Annotated in this window: 17 protein-coding genes; 8 read left to right on the top strand and 9 right to left on the bottom strand. The window is 31.8% G+C overall.

Annotation, left to right across the window (positions count from 1 at the left end; genetic code table 11):
* Positions 1-17: 17 nt before the first annotated feature.
* The gene (locus ACQKNX_RS22640; protein ID WP_427430802.1) at positions 18-341 is read right to left on the bottom strand and encodes a PrgI family mobile element protein; all 324 of its coding nucleotides are present in this window, start codon (positions 339-341) and stop codon (positions 18-20) included.
* 76 nt (positions 342-417) lie between these two features.
* Positions 418-825 carry a hypothetical protein gene (locus ACQKNX_RS22635; RefSeq protein ID WP_427430801.1) on the bottom strand — a complete coding sequence of 136 codons (408 nt, stop codon included), beginning with the start codon at positions 823-825 and terminating at the stop codon, positions 418-420.
* Positions 826-1041: 216 nt separating this feature from the next.
* Here ACQKNX_RS22635 and ACQKNX_RS22630 point away from each other — a divergent pair, with 216 nt between their 5' ends.
* Positions 1042-2124, top strand: coding sequence for a YecA family protein (locus ACQKNX_RS22630; protein WP_427430800.1), 1083 nt, complete (start codon positions 1042-1044; stop codon positions 2122-2124).
* A 197-nt stretch (positions 2125-2321) separates the two neighbouring features.
* Here ACQKNX_RS22630 and ACQKNX_RS22625 read toward each other — a convergent pair whose 3' ends face one another.
* From ACQKNX_RS22625 to ACQKNX_RS22615, 3 genes are all read right to left on the bottom strand, one after another.
* On the bottom strand, positions 2322-3623 hold the full coding sequence (locus ACQKNX_RS22625; RefSeq protein ID WP_427430799.1) for a DUF3854 domain-containing protein: 1302 nt from the start codon (positions 3621-3623) through the stop codon (positions 2322-2324).
* Positions 3624-3644: 21 nt separating this feature from the next.
* Positions 3645-3950 (bottom strand): hypothetical protein, encoded by a 306-nt coding sequence (locus tag ACQKNX_RS22620; RefSeq protein ID WP_427430798.1) that lies wholly within the window; start codon positions 3948-3950, stop codon positions 3645-3647.
* A 186-nt stretch (positions 3951-4136) separates the two neighbouring features.
* Positions 4137-5648 (bottom strand): hypothetical protein, encoded by a 1512-nt coding sequence (locus ACQKNX_RS22615; protein ID WP_427430797.1) that lies wholly within the window; start codon positions 5646-5648, stop codon positions 4137-4139.
* 371 nt (positions 5649-6019) lie between these two features.
* Here ACQKNX_RS22615 and ACQKNX_RS22610 point away from each other — a divergent pair, with 371 nt between their 5' ends.
* The 7 genes from ACQKNX_RS22610 to ACQKNX_RS22580 all read left to right on the top strand — a co-directional run bounded on the left by ACQKNX_RS22610 (position 6020) and on the right by ACQKNX_RS22580 (position 12081).
* Positions 6020-6979, top strand: coding sequence for a Rad52/Rad22 family DNA repair protein (locus ACQKNX_RS22610; protein WP_427430796.1), 960 nt, complete (start codon positions 6020-6022; stop codon positions 6977-6979).
* 74 nt (positions 6980-7053) lie between these two features.
* Complete coding sequence (gene dnaN / locus ACQKNX_RS22605; RefSeq protein WP_427430795.1) at positions 7054-8205, top strand: DNA polymerase III subunit beta; 1152 nt, start codon at positions 7054-7056, stop codon at positions 8203-8205.
* 35 nt (positions 8206-8240) lie between these two features.
* Positions 8241-8564, top strand: a complete 324-nt coding sequence (locus ACQKNX_RS22600) for a hypothetical protein (RefSeq protein ID WP_427430794.1) — start codon at positions 8241-8243, stop codon at positions 8562-8564.
* A 10-nt stretch (positions 8565-8574) separates the two neighbouring features.
* Positions 8575-9180: a hypothetical protein gene (locus ACQKNX_RS22595; RefSeq protein ID WP_427430793.1), complete on the top strand. Its 606-nt coding sequence runs from the start codon at positions 8575-8577 to the stop codon at positions 9178-9180.
* Positions 9177-9944 (top strand): hypothetical protein, encoded by a 768-nt coding sequence (locus tag ACQKNX_RS22590; RefSeq protein WP_427430792.1) that lies wholly within the window; start codon positions 9177-9179, stop codon positions 9942-9944. The genes ACQKNX_RS22595 and ACQKNX_RS22590 overlap by 4 nt, the downstream gene beginning before the upstream one ends.
* 46 nt (positions 9945-9990) lie before the next feature.
* Positions 9991-11205 (top strand): hypothetical protein, encoded by a 1215-nt coding sequence (locus tag ACQKNX_RS22585; RefSeq protein ID WP_427430791.1) that lies wholly within the window; start codon positions 9991-9993, stop codon positions 11203-11205.
* Between the two features lie 9 nt (positions 11206-11214).
* A complete protein-coding gene (locus tag ACQKNX_RS22580; protein WP_427430790.1) occupies positions 11215-12081 on the top strand; it encodes a ThiF family adenylyltransferase in 867 nt (288 codons plus the stop codon).
* A gap of 46 nt (positions 12082-12127) precedes the next feature.
* Here the strand turns inward: ACQKNX_RS22580 and ACQKNX_RS22575 are convergent, their stop codons facing one another.
* From ACQKNX_RS22575 to ACQKNX_RS22560, 4 genes are all read right to left on the bottom strand, one after another.
* A complete protein-coding gene (locus tag ACQKNX_RS22575; protein ID WP_427430789.1) occupies positions 12128-13045 on the bottom strand; it encodes a hypothetical protein in 918 nt (305 codons plus the stop codon).
* 1 nt (position 13046) lies between these two features.
* The gene (locus ACQKNX_RS22570) at positions 13047-13829 is read right to left on the bottom strand and encodes a hypothetical protein (RefSeq protein WP_427430788.1); all 783 of its coding nucleotides are present in this window, start codon (positions 13827-13829) and stop codon (positions 13047-13049) included.
* Positions 13820-14446: a hypothetical protein gene (locus ACQKNX_RS22565; protein WP_427430787.1), complete on the bottom strand. Its 627-nt coding sequence runs from the start codon at positions 14444-14446 to the stop codon at positions 13820-13822. Before ACQKNX_RS22565 ends, ACQKNX_RS22570 begins: the two co-directional genes overlap by 10 nt.
* Before the next feature lie 152 nt (positions 14447-14598).
* Positions 14599-15516: a hypothetical protein gene (locus tag ACQKNX_RS22560; RefSeq protein ID WP_427430786.1), complete on the bottom strand. Its 918-nt coding sequence runs from the start codon at positions 15514-15516 to the stop codon at positions 14599-14601.
* Between the last annotated feature and the right edge of the window lie 324 nt (positions 15517-15840).

Genomic DNA, 15840 nt, shown 5'->3' with positions numbered 1-15840 from the left:
ATATAGCTCTCCTTTCTTTAAACCCCTTTTCTCCACTTTCCATATTGAGTATGTTTTTGCAGTTTAATTAGCATAAAGTAATCCCTGTTCATGTTGTATTTTGAAACTTTAGTAAACCCAAAAAATCCAACTACAAATGCAACAGGAAGGACTGTAATAACACAAATTATTAAAGCTGTAATCCATCCAGCTACATTATTAACAATAGAAAATAAAGGCTGTATGTACGAATAGGTTAATGCTACTCCTACACCAAGATAGATTAGTTGTCTTGAAGACATGACCCCCATGAGATTCTTTTGCTCACTCGACATATCAACTGGTACTTTCTCTCTTCGCAATGCATATCACCTCTTTGCCACATTGATAAAACAACACCTTCTTTTAATAGAAGGTGCTGATAATAGATGTTATAAATTACTGACCTTTACCTAAACTAATGGCCCAACCTCCGATATCCCAAGCTTTGTAAATAATGAACAAACCAATAGCCGCTGTAAACAGAGAACCAATACCAATTGCGCGCTTCTGTGGATTCCCATTACTCCCTGATAATGTCATAGCACCAATAACAATAAACAATATTGACCATAAGCCACCAATGCCCATTACAATAAAGATTAAATTTGTGACACTACCAAAAAATGAATCTTTTCCACTTCCATCAATGCTTTTGGACTCTATACCTGCTGCTTTAAGTGCATCATCTGCTTTATCAGCGAAAGCGTGAGTTTGGATTAGAAACATTGTTGTTCCCATTACTACAGCTGATGTTAATGCTTTTACTTTTGTAGACTTCATTACGTTTGAAATTAGATTCAACATTCTCACCTCCGTTTTAATTAGGGACAAAAAAACACCCCGCTTTAAACACGACTTGTCTCACCTATAGCTAATGCTATAAGTAAAGTCATGTAAAAAGCGGGGTGTTCCCGACCTAAATTATTTATTTCTATATATTGATATTAACCAATATGGAAGAAGTATGCAATGAAAATTTGTTATAATAATTCTATAAATAGTGAATAGGTGATGAAAAATATGAATATTGGCAGAAACGACCCTTGTCCATGTAAATCAGGTATAAAGTACAAAAAATGTCATGGTAATTTAAAAGAAAAGTTAACGTTATTAAACCCTAATATCCCTATTGAATCCGCTATAAATCAGCGGATGCGTGATGCAAAATTTAAACAATGTATTCATCCAGAGAAGGAGAAGTGTTCCAATTCAATTATTAAAGCACATTCTATTCAAAATAACCGAATCTTAACTACATTAGCACGTAATGGCATGTTGTACATGATAAAAGGAGCACCTACCGCTGCAAGATATAAGTTGAAATTCAAAGAAATTGGTAGAAAAGAAGCAACCACTTTTACTGGGTTTTGCGGTTATCACGATAACATGCTTTTCGAACCTATTGAAGATAAAGAATATATTGGTGATGAACAACAACATTTTCTATTTGCTTACAGAGCATTTTCATTTGAATACCATAAAAAATTAGAAGCACAAAATGCTCATAAAAAAATTGCATTCGACAAACCCAGTGTCTTAAAAGATAGAGATTACCTCAATAAGTCCGAAAACTATGAACTGGGAGTCAAAGACCTTTTACGACATAAAGATACCTTTGATAGTGCTTTACTAAAAAATGATTTTGATGTTGTAGAAACTATCTCATTTGTATTGGATGGTCCAGCTGGACTTGCTGTAAGTTCTGGCTTTTTTTTAGAATACGACATTAGTGGGCACATACTTAATAATTTATCTCTAAAAAATGAAATTATGAGACTTTTGATGTTTAATATATTCCCATCAGAGGGAAATACCATCATCCTATTCAGTTGGTTAAAAAAAGATGCTGAATTTTATAAGAGATTTAGGAACCAATTACTTTCTTTAGATAACGTAAAAATAATTAAATTATTAAATAATTTGATTCCCGCTTATTGCGAAAATGTAGTTTATAATCCTGACTATATTGATAATTGGGATAAAATCCAAAAAGACGAGTATCTATCTATATTCCAAGCATCCTTTATTTCTGTCATGGGTCCTATTAAGAGATCACTCTTGCAGAACACAAATTATAATTTATTTGATAATATCACTGTTTAATCAATGCAATAAAACGAGTGTCTATGTACAAATATATAAAATTACCATTGAGGTAACCCCTTTCTTAACGGTACTAATACGACTTTATTGTATATAAAAACATCGTATTTAAGGTGATATCCTTAAATACGATGTTTTTCAGTAAAGAACATTATTGTTCAGTAAACAACTTTATTATCTAATAACAAAGCCTATTGTTACAACTTTCTTAATTGAGGCAGATAGTTATTTAATAAGCAATCATCAATTCCCTTACCGTTCTTCAATGACCATGCTGCAACATATACCTCATACCCTTGCATCTTAAATTCCTTCACCATGTCATGAAAATATTGATTAACAGACTCATTCTCTATTGCATCCATATCGTATGCTAGATTTACACGTTTTACGCCCATATTTTTCAACATTGGTAAAAGACTTCTCCACGAATTAATACCAGGTGTAGCCAGCATAGTATCACCGACTTCTTCTATAACATTTGAAAATGCCTCTACAATTCGATCAATAGCTATATCTGCCTTTAAAGCGCCTTCTGTAAGCCAAACAGAATCAGCTTTTCTTAACGTAGAGTAGCTATCAATGTTTGGATTTTTCAAATCTTCTTCAATGGCCATATTCCATTTTTTAAGTTGATTACTCGGAATAGCAACATGAATTGGAACTGGATCACCAGCTGCGGTACCATATTTTTTATTCGGTGAGCTTAACCAGTAATAACGTTGACCTTTTGCTAATTTAACAGTCCCTAATATTTCACCATTCTCATCAACAATTGTTTCTTTTTTTCCTTGAGCTAATTCGCCTTCCCAATAATTTTGCCCATTAATTTGTATTTGAACAAAATTAGGTTGTTTTTTTACATAAGCTTTTAGATTTGGATAATTAATTTGGTCAGTTTCAACAAAATTTTTTAGCTCATCCACTCTAATTTGAAAACCAGTAATGAAATTATATTCATTACGATATGGGATTAATATGCCTGATTGTCCATTGATTGTCCAACCTTCATTATTCATATAGAAACCAGGTATCCCCATTGTCAGATTATGATCAGTAAGTCTCTCTTCAAATTGACCTAATACATTTTTTGCAGTTACCCGCGGTTGTTGTGGAAAACTACGATATTGCCGGTTAGTAATCGTATTGTCTGATATTTGTCTCTCACCATTTAGATGCAGTTTATGTTTTGGTGAAATTGTTGTTGTAGTGTCGCTCACTAATTTAGAGAAGAAACCATGCAATATATGAACGGGAAACTTTTTTCTAGACTTAGTTTGAGCAACATTCTCACTCACATTCACTTTTGCTCCGTTTTTTAGTTGATGTAGCCAAGATTGACAGCTATTTTTTCCGAATTGAATTTCACTTCTTTCACGGATACAAGCAACTTTATTTCCATCTTTATGAATCATGCAGCCACCTGATTTACCGCAAATCGGGCATATTGTACGTTGTAATTCAAACCAACCATCTATTTTTGTTTTTCTGTATACCATTTTAATTCCTCCCTTTCTCCTTTATATGACTCTTTTATAATCCTCTGATATTGGTGGAAACAGATTAAATATTTTCAACTGTTTCGAATCCTTTTCATTCATACCGATAATACAAACAACCGCGTTATCATGGGCATCTAAGCCTTCCAATACAACTCTTAGCTTACCTGCACATACTTGATTGTTAGTTATTTCACCGGTCCAAATACATTTTATTAAATCTCTTTTTGAATACCCTCTCTTATCAATCTTTCCTTGTACGTATTTGCTTATTACAATTTGGTTGTTTATCAAAGCTTTTCTAACAGTATTAGCATTTAACTTCATTCCTTCACCCCATTTTTAATAAATAAAAAAAGCCTTTGGAATGAGAAAATGGACACATTGGTAGTGTATTTTCATCAAGTCCCAAAGACTTTATCGTGGTAAAATCGCGCAAGAGCATCAATTGTTGCCTGCAAAAAAGAATTAAATAATATATAAATGTATCATATCATTATATATAACAAATCTTCAATAAGAATCCATAAAGTATTTTTTCAACTTATTTTTTACCTTACTTAAAAAATTTGGAACTTGTACGTTAGGTACTTTAGAGTATAATACTTCATTTCCAAATAGATATTCTTTTAGTTGGTTGAATCCTGGATGTAGTTCTTCGTAAACAGAATCAATATAAACCAAAGGCTTTGTTTGATAGTAATTTCTTTTTACTTCTTCATGTAAGGCCGGAATGGAAGTAATTAGAGGGTAATCTAATTCTTTTTCTAAACGTTTGACTTGAGAAAACTCGTATTTTTTATTGAAAATCAGCCGAATTGGTATGTTTGTAATTTCATTTAATTGCTGAATATACTCTTTCCAAGCAATAATTTCATGAAAAGAATCATCCACTAAAATCCATAATTCACTTAAATACATAAGCGAATCTACAGTATGGTTGTTCATCTCACCTGTTGGTAAATCGACTAATATGATATCTAATAAGCTCGGCATCTTTATATAGGACTCTAGGGTGTCGCTTGTCCATTCTTGATCAATGTCACCGTCATTTAATGGCAAAAACAACACATTACCATACGTCCAATTGGCAAGATTTGGCTCAATCTCTTCATGAATGACCTTAGCATAACTAACCCACCCATCAGGAATCTTTGTGTATCGATTTAACCAATATTTTATAATGTGGTTGCTTGTTAATCCTTCAAGCACTCCAGTGTATATTCTATGTTTCGCTAAATATAACGCAAAATTAATAACAAAAGTAGTTACACCAGTTTGATGTATCGGTGACCAAATACCAATTGTTTTATGTGACTGCCATTCCTGCCTTGAAAACAACTGTTTTTGGATGGTTCTTGTTCTCTTATAATTCACATCATCTTTAGGTTTTTCGTTAATTTCTTCATTGGACAATTTAGAGGTCTGCAAATCTTCTTTGAAATGATTAGTATCATTTGTATCACTCTGTAAATCTTCTTTTAATGCCTGGTTAAATTCGTTATCTTTAATATCTTCCTGCATTTGTTCTTTTTCAGGAATAGGATCATTTAAGATATGGGAATTTATATTCTTAGAAGGAATCGTTTCTAAGCTGCTGTCTAAATTGAGGTTATCTGCAATTGGTAAAGGAAGATCACCATCTACCTTTTCGCTATGTCTCAAAAAATCTAGTCTTGGTAGACCACTATGTTCACTGTTATTAATAACCTCACCTTCATCAATTTCAAAAACCTCATGATTCCATTGATTCGTTCCTTCATAATACAGACTATATATTGCATCTAAGTTGGGACAACTGAATAATGCTGTTTGAATTTGCTGTTCAGCAGCATTTAATAAAAATACGTAACCAATATACTCTGGATTAATTTTTTTCGTCCATTCCATTGCCATTGTTACATATGATAAACCGAAATCAGTTCCTATTATACTATCATTAAGATACGTTCTTAATTCCTGCATTGAGGTAGAATCTATTGATATACCATTCTCATCTGTAAACAGTAATATTTTATTATTCATCAATTTGTTCTCCTTTAAAAGTATTACATAAAAAAACTCACATGAATAAGACCATTTCAGTAGTCATTCATGTGAGCAGTGTTTGCTTCAAATATATTCTTTTAATATTGTAATGTTTTGCTGTTATGTTTATCTTATCATATTTACTTTATTTTGTATTTTATTTATTAAAGAATTAGGTTATAATGTTAACATAACTATTTGTTTACTTTTTTTGCACACTCTTCTTCGTGCGGTAACTACTACTATTAACAGCCTTTGTGGTTGAATTGAACAACAGGTGTATTCTGCCTGTTTGACAACAATTCTTCCTCAAAGGCTTTTTTATTTGCAAACAAATAGTTAAATCTTTGAGGAACAGGTGATCAAGTATGACAGAAACGGAGATTTTAGAAAAGCTAGCAGAGCCAATGCAAGACAACGAAATTGAATGGAAGGTGCAAACAGTTACTAGAGACAATAGTGGTCGTCTAAGTGCTTTAATAGTACCTTATGTACAAGCTAGGGCTATTCAATCCAGATTGGATAAAGTTTGTGGTCTAAATTGGGAGACTAAATATCGAGAGCTTTCTATATTTAATAAACCTGCTATCGAATGTACTATCTCCATTTATCACAATAACATGTGGATTTCACGTTGTGATGCAGCTGAAGCAACGCAGTTTGAATCAGTTAAAGGTGGATATTCAGATGCTTTAAAGAGAGCAGCTGTACAATTTGGTATCGGAAGATTTCTTTATTCATTACCTCAGTATTGGGTTCCAATTAATAATGAGAGACTAAAAGGTGACTGTGAACGCATTGGTGGAAAATATAAGGTCAATGGAAAAGAAGAATATATTAAAGGCTTTTATTATCGACCTTTATTAAATCAGCAACAAAACAATTCTTCACAACCTATGAATCAAACTCCTACTAACAATCCTCAGATTACGAATTCCACTAAACAAAGAGATAGAAAGACACCCGTGGAGTTATCACTTCAGCAAATGCAACAGGAGATTCTTGAATGCATGAAAGTACTTAACATAAATCCAGAACGCTCAGCGAATATATTCAGATATATTAACTGTCCCCCTATGGCATTAAATAGTGCTAATAAAGAACAGTTACAGAGATTATATGAAATACTTCATCCTGTAAAAATGTATGTTATGGTCTGTACGGAGCAATTTAGACTCCCTATCGAGCACCAACTGGGATATGCTAGCCATTATCTAAAAGATCACATTGCAAACTATAATCAGTTAATTGGTCGATTAGATGATAGTGGTATCAGATATATCTTTGACAGTATTCGCAACGGGTTACAAGAACAACAAATGGCATAAGAGGTTAATGACAAAAAGGACTATTTTAGTCCTTTTTCTTTTATCAAAAAACTTAACAATCGGAGGAAATAATTATGAAATTCCAAGTAACTAAGAGCGTTTTAGATTCTGTCTGTACAAAATTCGGTAGATTACTATCAAGTACAGTAACAATCCCTATTCTTGAAGGAGTACTTGTTGAAGTAAAGGAAAGTCATATTGATTTTATTGTTTCAAATGGCGATGAATCTATGTTAGAACGTGTTAATTTATCTGAGGATGTATGTGTTGAGGTTATTGGCCGAGCAGTATTTCCACGTACATTGTTTTCAATGACAAGAAAACTAAAGACTGGTGTTATTGATTTCTCACTATCTATTAGTAGTAGTCAAATAACTGTGAAGCAGAAAAAAACTCAATTAGATTTTCAAGCAATGAGTGCCGAAGATTTCCCTAATATAATGACTAACCAGAAGCCCATTAATACTTTTCAACTTCCTTATTCTGTTTTTAAATCATTCATTGAAGATACGGTATATGCAGTGGCAACAAGTGATACTCGCCCAATACTACAAGGAGTAAAACTAGAGTTTACACCTTCTTCAAACGGTGACTGTATTTTTAGTTCGGTAGCGACGGATTCACATCGGTTAGCTCAATGTAAGACTAAAAATTACGAGACGAATGAAAATACGGTTGTAATGGTTCCTGCAGGTGCAAGCTTGGTTCAAGCAGTAAAAAGCTTTAATGGGAATACAGAAATTGGAGTATTTTGTTATAAAAATCAAATAGCTTTTGTCAGTGGAAATAAAAAAACGATTATGTACTGTCGTCTGTTGGAAGGTACTTATCCAGCAACATCAAAATTAATTCCACAAACAACTAGTTTTTTCACACTACAAACAACTGAATTAGTAGGGGTAGTAGAGCTCATAAAAACTATAAAAAAAGATACAGTATGTAAGCTTGAATATAAATCCGGCAGTATAACAATTAGCTCTAATGTTCCAGGAGGTATCAGTAAGGTTCAACAAGAGTTAACAGTATTTGATTGTCAAACAGAGGATAAATTCACTTTTAGTTGTAGTGCAGAGTATCTATTAGAATCCTTAAAAACTATTAGTACTGAAAAAGTAATGCTTAAAGTTGTAGAACCTCTACGCCCTTTTTTAGTATCTAACGTTTATGAAGATGTAAATAACTACGATGAACAAATACAGTTAATATTACCTATTCGTTCTTATTAATTTTATTTAACTACTAATGTAGGAGGATTATAAGAGTGTTAGATTTCAATCTCTTCAACAAAAATATAGAGAAATGCAGTAAAAAAAATGATGTTTTAAGATGCGGCGAAAACTATATTTACCATATTTTATATCACCAGATAACTGTTAGCGATATTGATTTTAGCTTGTTCAGTTATAAGGATATTAATAGAGTAATAGAAAATTTTGGTGACGATTTTGACTATATAGAAGATAGTGATGAATTTAACATTTTACCGAGTTCACCACTATACGCTATGTCTACTACGTGTAACGTTATTAAATTATTAAACGCTTCAGAAGTAATGAAAATAAAACGAAAACGCCAGTTTTTGTAGGAGGAATAAAATGATAATTCATACAGAAGAGTACTACACATTCGAGAAGACACTAAATATATTACAAATAATGAAAATGTATTTTGACCACAAAGGAGATGTTTCTATTTTCAAAAATTCAGATATTCATACTAGCGATTATAATGGAGCTTTTGGAACTATTTATCCACTTGATATCTGTATCGATATAATTAACGAATTATTCGAAGATGTGAAAGTATTCCATCCTTACTCTAATAAAGATGATGATGATTATTCTGCTTTTTTAAATGATTGCCTTTCATATACTAACAGAGTTGATTTACAACACTTGCACGACCACCCTATTAATACAAGAAATAAAGAAACTGCTTATATTAAATTCATTGAAGAACTTATTTATTCATCATATATGATTTTTATTGAAGGCTCGACTAAACATAATCCATATTTTATAAATCTTAAAAAACCGAACAACAGATTTATGGAAGAGTTTATTCTTGCTGAAGGAGTTAATAAAGATTGTTTTTGCATCATTATCGATGAAGATTTTCACTACAGTAACAACATGGAGAATCTAGTAGAGTTTTTACTGAAGAGTAAGAGAATTATTGAAGTTGAAGGTAAAAACCGATGAAATGGCTATTAGAAATATCTGATAATCCAGTTAACACTGACTATCCAATAATTGGTCAAAAAATATATGATAATGGGACTAAAAATCAAACAGTAATGCTAACAATTGAATCAGTTGTTAATGCTTTAACATCTGGTCCTGTTGAATCAGCATCTACAGACAATCCCAACTATTCAAACGAGAGAAGAACTCCACTACTACCCCGTAACACACTTTCTTTCAGTTACTCAGAAAAAGGTACTTATGAACGGTTAACAATGGTGATTGATAAATCTACCTGGTTTATTTGTTATCGTACAGAAGAAGAACTATATGAAATTCCTTTCCCAAAAATGATTTTACAATTAGCACTCCGTCCTGTTCAAAACTCAATGAAACGTCGGATTATAGAGACTAATATATTTGCTATCATGGACTCCCATTCAGTTATTGATGAAAACACGGAGCTTTATTACTTTCCATATCCTAATGTGTCAAAAGAGAGCGGAAAAGTCTGTTGGGGAGCAAATACCTTTACCGTTGATTCAGTGGCAGCATCCGAACGTTTTTTTACTCAATTTACTGTTGCACCATTCAATGAAGACTACGGTATGATGATAGACCACCAATTTGAGGATAAAACAACTTTAGGTAAAAGAAATGGATTATTTAAAGAGTTTATTCAGCATATTGCTGACAATAAAATAAACCATTTTGATGATAATTGGTTATTACCAACAAATAAAAAGCTGTCAGATATTTTAGGAGAGCAACTATTTTACTGAGAAAGATACAAAACACAATAATTAATATTTTGGAGGAAAAATATATATGACTACTCAATTTGATGATTTATTTTCGATGTTTAACGAAAAGGAAGATGACTCTTCAATTATACCAAACCAAGAAACTGAAAATACAATAGATATCACAGATGTTAATAGCTCCACTACTTCTAAAATTGTAGTTGAAGATGAAATAAATAAAGAAAAGACTGGTGAATCTGTTCAAGATTTAAAATATGAAGTAATGATAATTTCAGATAATAGTGTTTCTAACAACTGTAGTTCATCTTCTACAGCTAAGGAGCCACCTACAACATTTGAAGAGTTATCAGCTCAATTAGATGCACAAGTTGAAAAAGCAGAAGCCAATGAAAAATTAAAAAAGGAAAACTCAAATAGCAACCCACTAAAGACTAAAGCAGATGACTTTGATATCAACCAAGACACAATTATTCGCTACTTCAGAGAATTGATACCCATTACAAATTATTTCACATTAGATGAAATAACTAACGGTATCAAGAAAAAGAAGAAAGATTATACTTTCGAATTTAAAAAGATCGATGGAGAAATGGTTCGTCAACGTATGGAAAAAGAGTTTCCAGAGCTAGTTAAAGATTACACTGAAATGAAATACATTGGGAAGGATAAGAATTTTATAATTCCAGTTACAATCGCTAAGAAAAAGGGTTGTTCTAGTGAAGTTAAAATTAAAGTGGAATCGTCTTTCGACGACTCCACTTCTTTTATTTTTCCATCCAAAATACCATTCAAATTGTTACTAGAATTTATCAATCTTGCTAGAGTCTATGCTGAACATAAATTAGAGGTTCGAGGTGAATTTTATTACAACTTTGACACCGACTCATTTCTACTCCATATACCCAAACAAACAGTCTCTTATCATTTGGTTATATCAAATGAGGAAACAGGATATTTTGAAATACAGCAATTAGAAAAGAATGGTCATTTTGTACAATTAGCATGTGAAATTCACTCGCACCACGTATTAAGACCACTTCCTTCTAATATTGATAATCAGAGCGAAAGAAAGCCTGGAATGTTTTATATCATCGTTGGTACCTTTCATAAAAGCTATTTGCCTGAAATTTATATTAGGACTTTTCAGACCATTGGCGATATAGAGCAACATGTGCAATGTGAATTATCAGATGTATTTGTTGATGACAAGACCACTGTTACTTTTAAGGGGTTACCTTCGGATTATAAGATGAAGAATTTAATTATTAATAATATTTAGGAGGATAAGATGTATAATTTATTAGATAAAACAGAAAATCAATATAGAAATTGGGAAAATATTTATCCTTATATTGTTCAAATAGGAACTGGAGGTACTGGTGGATATATTGTTCAACATCTTGCACAAATGCTAGGGACTTTAAATTGTCCTCATAGTTATGTTCTTGTTGACCCAGATGTCATAGAAAATAAGAATCTAAAAAACCAACTTTTTTTAGAAGAAGAAATTGGTGAAAAAAAAGCTGAAGTTTTAGCAGAACGATATGCAACAGCTTATAATTTAAATATTGCAACCTATACAGACAAATATGTTGAGACTGTAAGCGAAATTACTAATTTGTTTTCGACTGAATACTTATATACTGGTAATGGTGCATTACATTATGATGTTCGCCTTGTCCCGATTCTTATTGGAAGTGTGGACAACGTATACACTAGGCAGCAGCTTCATAAAGCCTTTTTAGAGCTTCCTAGCTGTATTTATATTGATAGTGGTAATGAAAGTGTTAGCGTGCCTCAAGATTGGCAGAATAGGCCTTTAAATGAATGGTCTGATGAGGAATTATCGCTATATCGTGAGAGCGGCTGGACTGGACAAATTGTTTGTGGTATAAAAATGGGCAAAAAGATTATACAACCACCTTTGTGTGAAGTATATCCTGATGTCTTGGCTACCACTGACACTATAAAGCCTAGTGAAGTTAGCTGTAGTGATTTAACAGCTAGTGACCCTCAAAGATTAATAGTCAATAAAATGGCTGCGCATGCCGTAATGATGTATATGAGTGAAATACTCGAAGATAGATGTATAGAAAATCATAAGACAGTCTTTCATGCTAAAAAAGGTTACATGCGGACTGCAGCATTTGAATAATAAAAACCCACAAGATATTTATTTTTTATCTTGTGGGTTTCATTTTTTATTGACTTACTTTTGGAATAGTTACTATATCAACATCATTCACCGTATATACTCGGACCTCAGCATCTTTTGTTATAGTATCTGGCAATGAGTGATACAAATTATATATAATTAAATTTCTTTCATCCAGTCGTATGTCTACAGATAAACTAAAGTTTAATACGACATGTACTTCCCCTTCCTCTCCTATAGGTATTGCTGAAATATGGATAGTACCTACCCACTTCTCTTCAGTTCGACCCTCTCCCATTTTAAATACATCCCAAATCTCATGTTCCTCAGAGTAAAATGAGGGTTTTATATATACTTGTGGATTTACGAACTTGATATCATAGGGATACCCTAAAAGGAAAATATCAACATCCTTATCTTCCTCAGGAGGAGAATAGATTTCTTGATCAGTCATAAATATAAATGCACCATAGCATGCTATTTCTTTCAATATAGTCTGATACACCTCATATATGTCTGGGAGCTCTTTTAATAAATAGGTATTATATTTTCTAATTGGTTCGTTCATAAACCATCTTTCATCCTGTTTAGAAAAGGCATTATTCATAACGCTACCTATCTCACGTTGGAGCATACCCATTGGAAGCTTGTAATATTGTAGATAATCTTCTAGACTTTCAGGATTATTCTGTAAATCTCTATCCAATAACGACATTAAATAATAACCATGAAAGAACTGCTGTGTAACGGTATTTTCCATTATTTCAATGAATGTTTCACGTTGCTCCGTAGTCTTTGCTTGCTGAATAATTTTCTTGCTGTAAAAAAGATTTAAGTCCTTGTATAATTTCTGGAAATTTTTATCTGTCTTTAACTTCTTTTCAAGTATCTTAGTTACTTCTTCTTCCTGTCTTTTCGCTAAAATTAGATTCTCATCTACTAGTGATTCATCTTTAATACTCATTTTATTCTCTCCCCTTTGTTTCAATAAATGCTGGTTCAAATTCCGCTTGTCCTGTATGATAACCAGCTGTTGGTTCATCATTAGTTAGTTGCCAGGCTTCATTTCTTATTCTCTTTATTGTGGTCTTATAAAAGACTTCCTCTCGATTTGTAAGGATATACTTCCTAAAGAAAACTTTTTCATCTTCTGAATCCCCATCATATAGTTTTGTCATTTCATATTCTTCTATCTTACTATCTAGTTGTTCAGTAAATATTCTTTGTAATGATTCGTACATTCTCACTCTATCTTCATCTTTAGAAGGCAGCATATCTATAAAGTCATTATGAAGATATTGCTTTATAGTATTGTAAAAAGTAGTACCATCCCAATTTAATGAATAATACATGAATAGAGCATAGCTATAAAATTGGCTAGCCTCCTCAGCATCTGTAAAGACATCTTTTACTATAGGAACATTTTTTTTAACTACAACACGTTCATTTAAATTATTGTGCTTTGCAGCTTCAAATGAATCTTTGCTCTCGCTTTTCTTCAATGCCTCTTTTTGATCATCAGTCATGCTGTAATCATTCGCAGCATTTTCAAAATCTGTACCTGACTCTGATTCTTTAATAGTTTTTTCGTCTGTCGCTTCATCCTTTGATTTTTCCTCTTCATGATTCTCTTCTTGCTCTTTGGTCCCTTTTTCAATAAATTTAGTTGGACTACAACCTGACAAAAGAAGAACGCTTGATAAGAGTGCTATAGAAGATATGAATAACCATCTAGGTTTTAAAAACAAGCATATTCCCTCATTTCTTCTTTCATTTTTTCTTGCTTTTGTAGAAAAGATTTCTTCGAATGATCCGTTAGTAATTCATGGAGCGCTAAAGACTCATAGCTTGGTCGATTATCGATTATAGAAGCTAATAACAACTCATCTATAGCCTGCACTTTTAAATGCCCCTCTGCATTTAGTCTCAAGAATGAGGTCCTCATGGTTTTTTCGAAAAAGTAAATTAAAGTATGTTTGGTATCTAAGGTTAAAGTATTCTGTTTAATTATTACCTGGTTATTTACCTTTCTACCAAATAAGCATAGCCATAACATATATGTGCTGTTTTTTAGTAGTCTAGGATCAAGGAAAATAACGCTTGTCCCATCAGACCACTCACGTATGATTCTTTCTAAAACTAAAGAGTTACTGACAATAAAGAAATCAGTTTCTACATTTACCCCCTCTATGCATATAAGTGACTGTAGTTTGTACTTTTCAATATACATTTTAAGAATCTTTTGCTTGTTTGGTGGTAAGTAGAATTTTAATTCATGTTTTGCTGATTTCTTTTGTATTGTGCTGTCACCAAGTAAAATCGCAACAAGTAAATCTTCAGTCATTCTCAATGTTGGAATAGACATGTTCAAATTTATCACTTTCCCTTTTCAATTTATTTTATAAAAAAAAGACACCCCAAATGATGCGACTACATTAAATGTTTTCGCAATTCATCTGGGGTGTTCCCAAAATATAATGTAAATAAGTGTATTCTTACTAATCATAACTGCTATAGCTAGATATTTTCAAGTAAATTTGTGTTATTTCCCTTTAAACTGCTTATTCTTTCTTTAGCAGATTGTAATAAATGTATAACGCTACTTTCAGTACGTCCTATTAATTCACTAATATCACTCACTGATTTCCCTTGTTCTGATAAATACTGTACATAAGTAACTCTAATTTCATCTGAACGAAAAGGAATACCTATAAAATCGTTAATATAATTTATATAAGTTCTTGATGAAATAGGCTTTGTCTGAACATATTCTCCAGCTACTTGTTTGGAACGTACGCTAATTAAATAATCGGTTCCCCTAAATATAGCTACTTCTATTGCCTGGCGTAAAATCTCGATATCAACAGGGTCATCGAATGGTATTCTTGTCATGACATTAAATTTAGAAACATATTTTAGTTCAATTACATCTAACTGAGAAGTATCAAAATTATCTATTGTTAAATTATACATGTCTATTAGTTGGATGCCCTTCATATATAATACTGCTAAAAGCTTGGAGTTATCAGCCAAATCAGACGTCAATATTTTGCTTTTATATTCAAGCATAGTTTCATAAGTATAGTTGATCTCTGATTGAATATATTTAAATTTTTTATGTTTTTCTTTTTGATTTGCAAAGTAATCAAATTTTTCCATAAAATCATATGAAATTTGTCCAGTTTTCCATAGATAGTCGAAGAAGCGTTTTAAATGCCCTTGTTTACGATATATAGTATGGTCTGTCCAATTTTCATTTTCTACAGTTAAAAACTCTCTTACATCTTCAGGAGTAAATTCATGAGGCTCCTTTGACTTCTTATATTTTATAGAAACAAATGTTAAAAATTGTTTAATTACTATTATCTCAAATTTTAAAGTACTTTCACTTTTATCATTATTTTCGAGATTATATTTTTCATATCCATAAGGCATATTTAAACACTCCCTTCTAAAAAATGTGAATTCTTCTTAAATACCAATTATTCATATTATATAGTACAACTTTCCTTAATTCCTCTTTTTAAATCAATCAAATTAATTTAAATAATAAATATTAATTAAATATCAGAATAAACAACAGAATAAATGAAAAAGAATAAAGAACAGAGTAATTAGAGAAATATAATTATTAGATTTATATGCTTTAAAAGTCGGATATATCAACGGTTCAAGCTTAATTAACAAAATTTAGAAAATATTTAATTCTATTATTCAAGGTATAATTTCCACTCTACAACAGCTTTTTTTATTATAACG

The organism is Lysinibacillus sp. NPDC093712 (assembly GCF_050280025.1).
Classification (GTDB): domain Bacteria; phylum Bacillota; class Bacilli; order Bacillales_A; family Planococcaceae; genus Lysinibacillus.
Note: the sequence above shows the minus strand (reverse complement) of the source record. Positions and strands in the feature narration are given on the sequence as shown.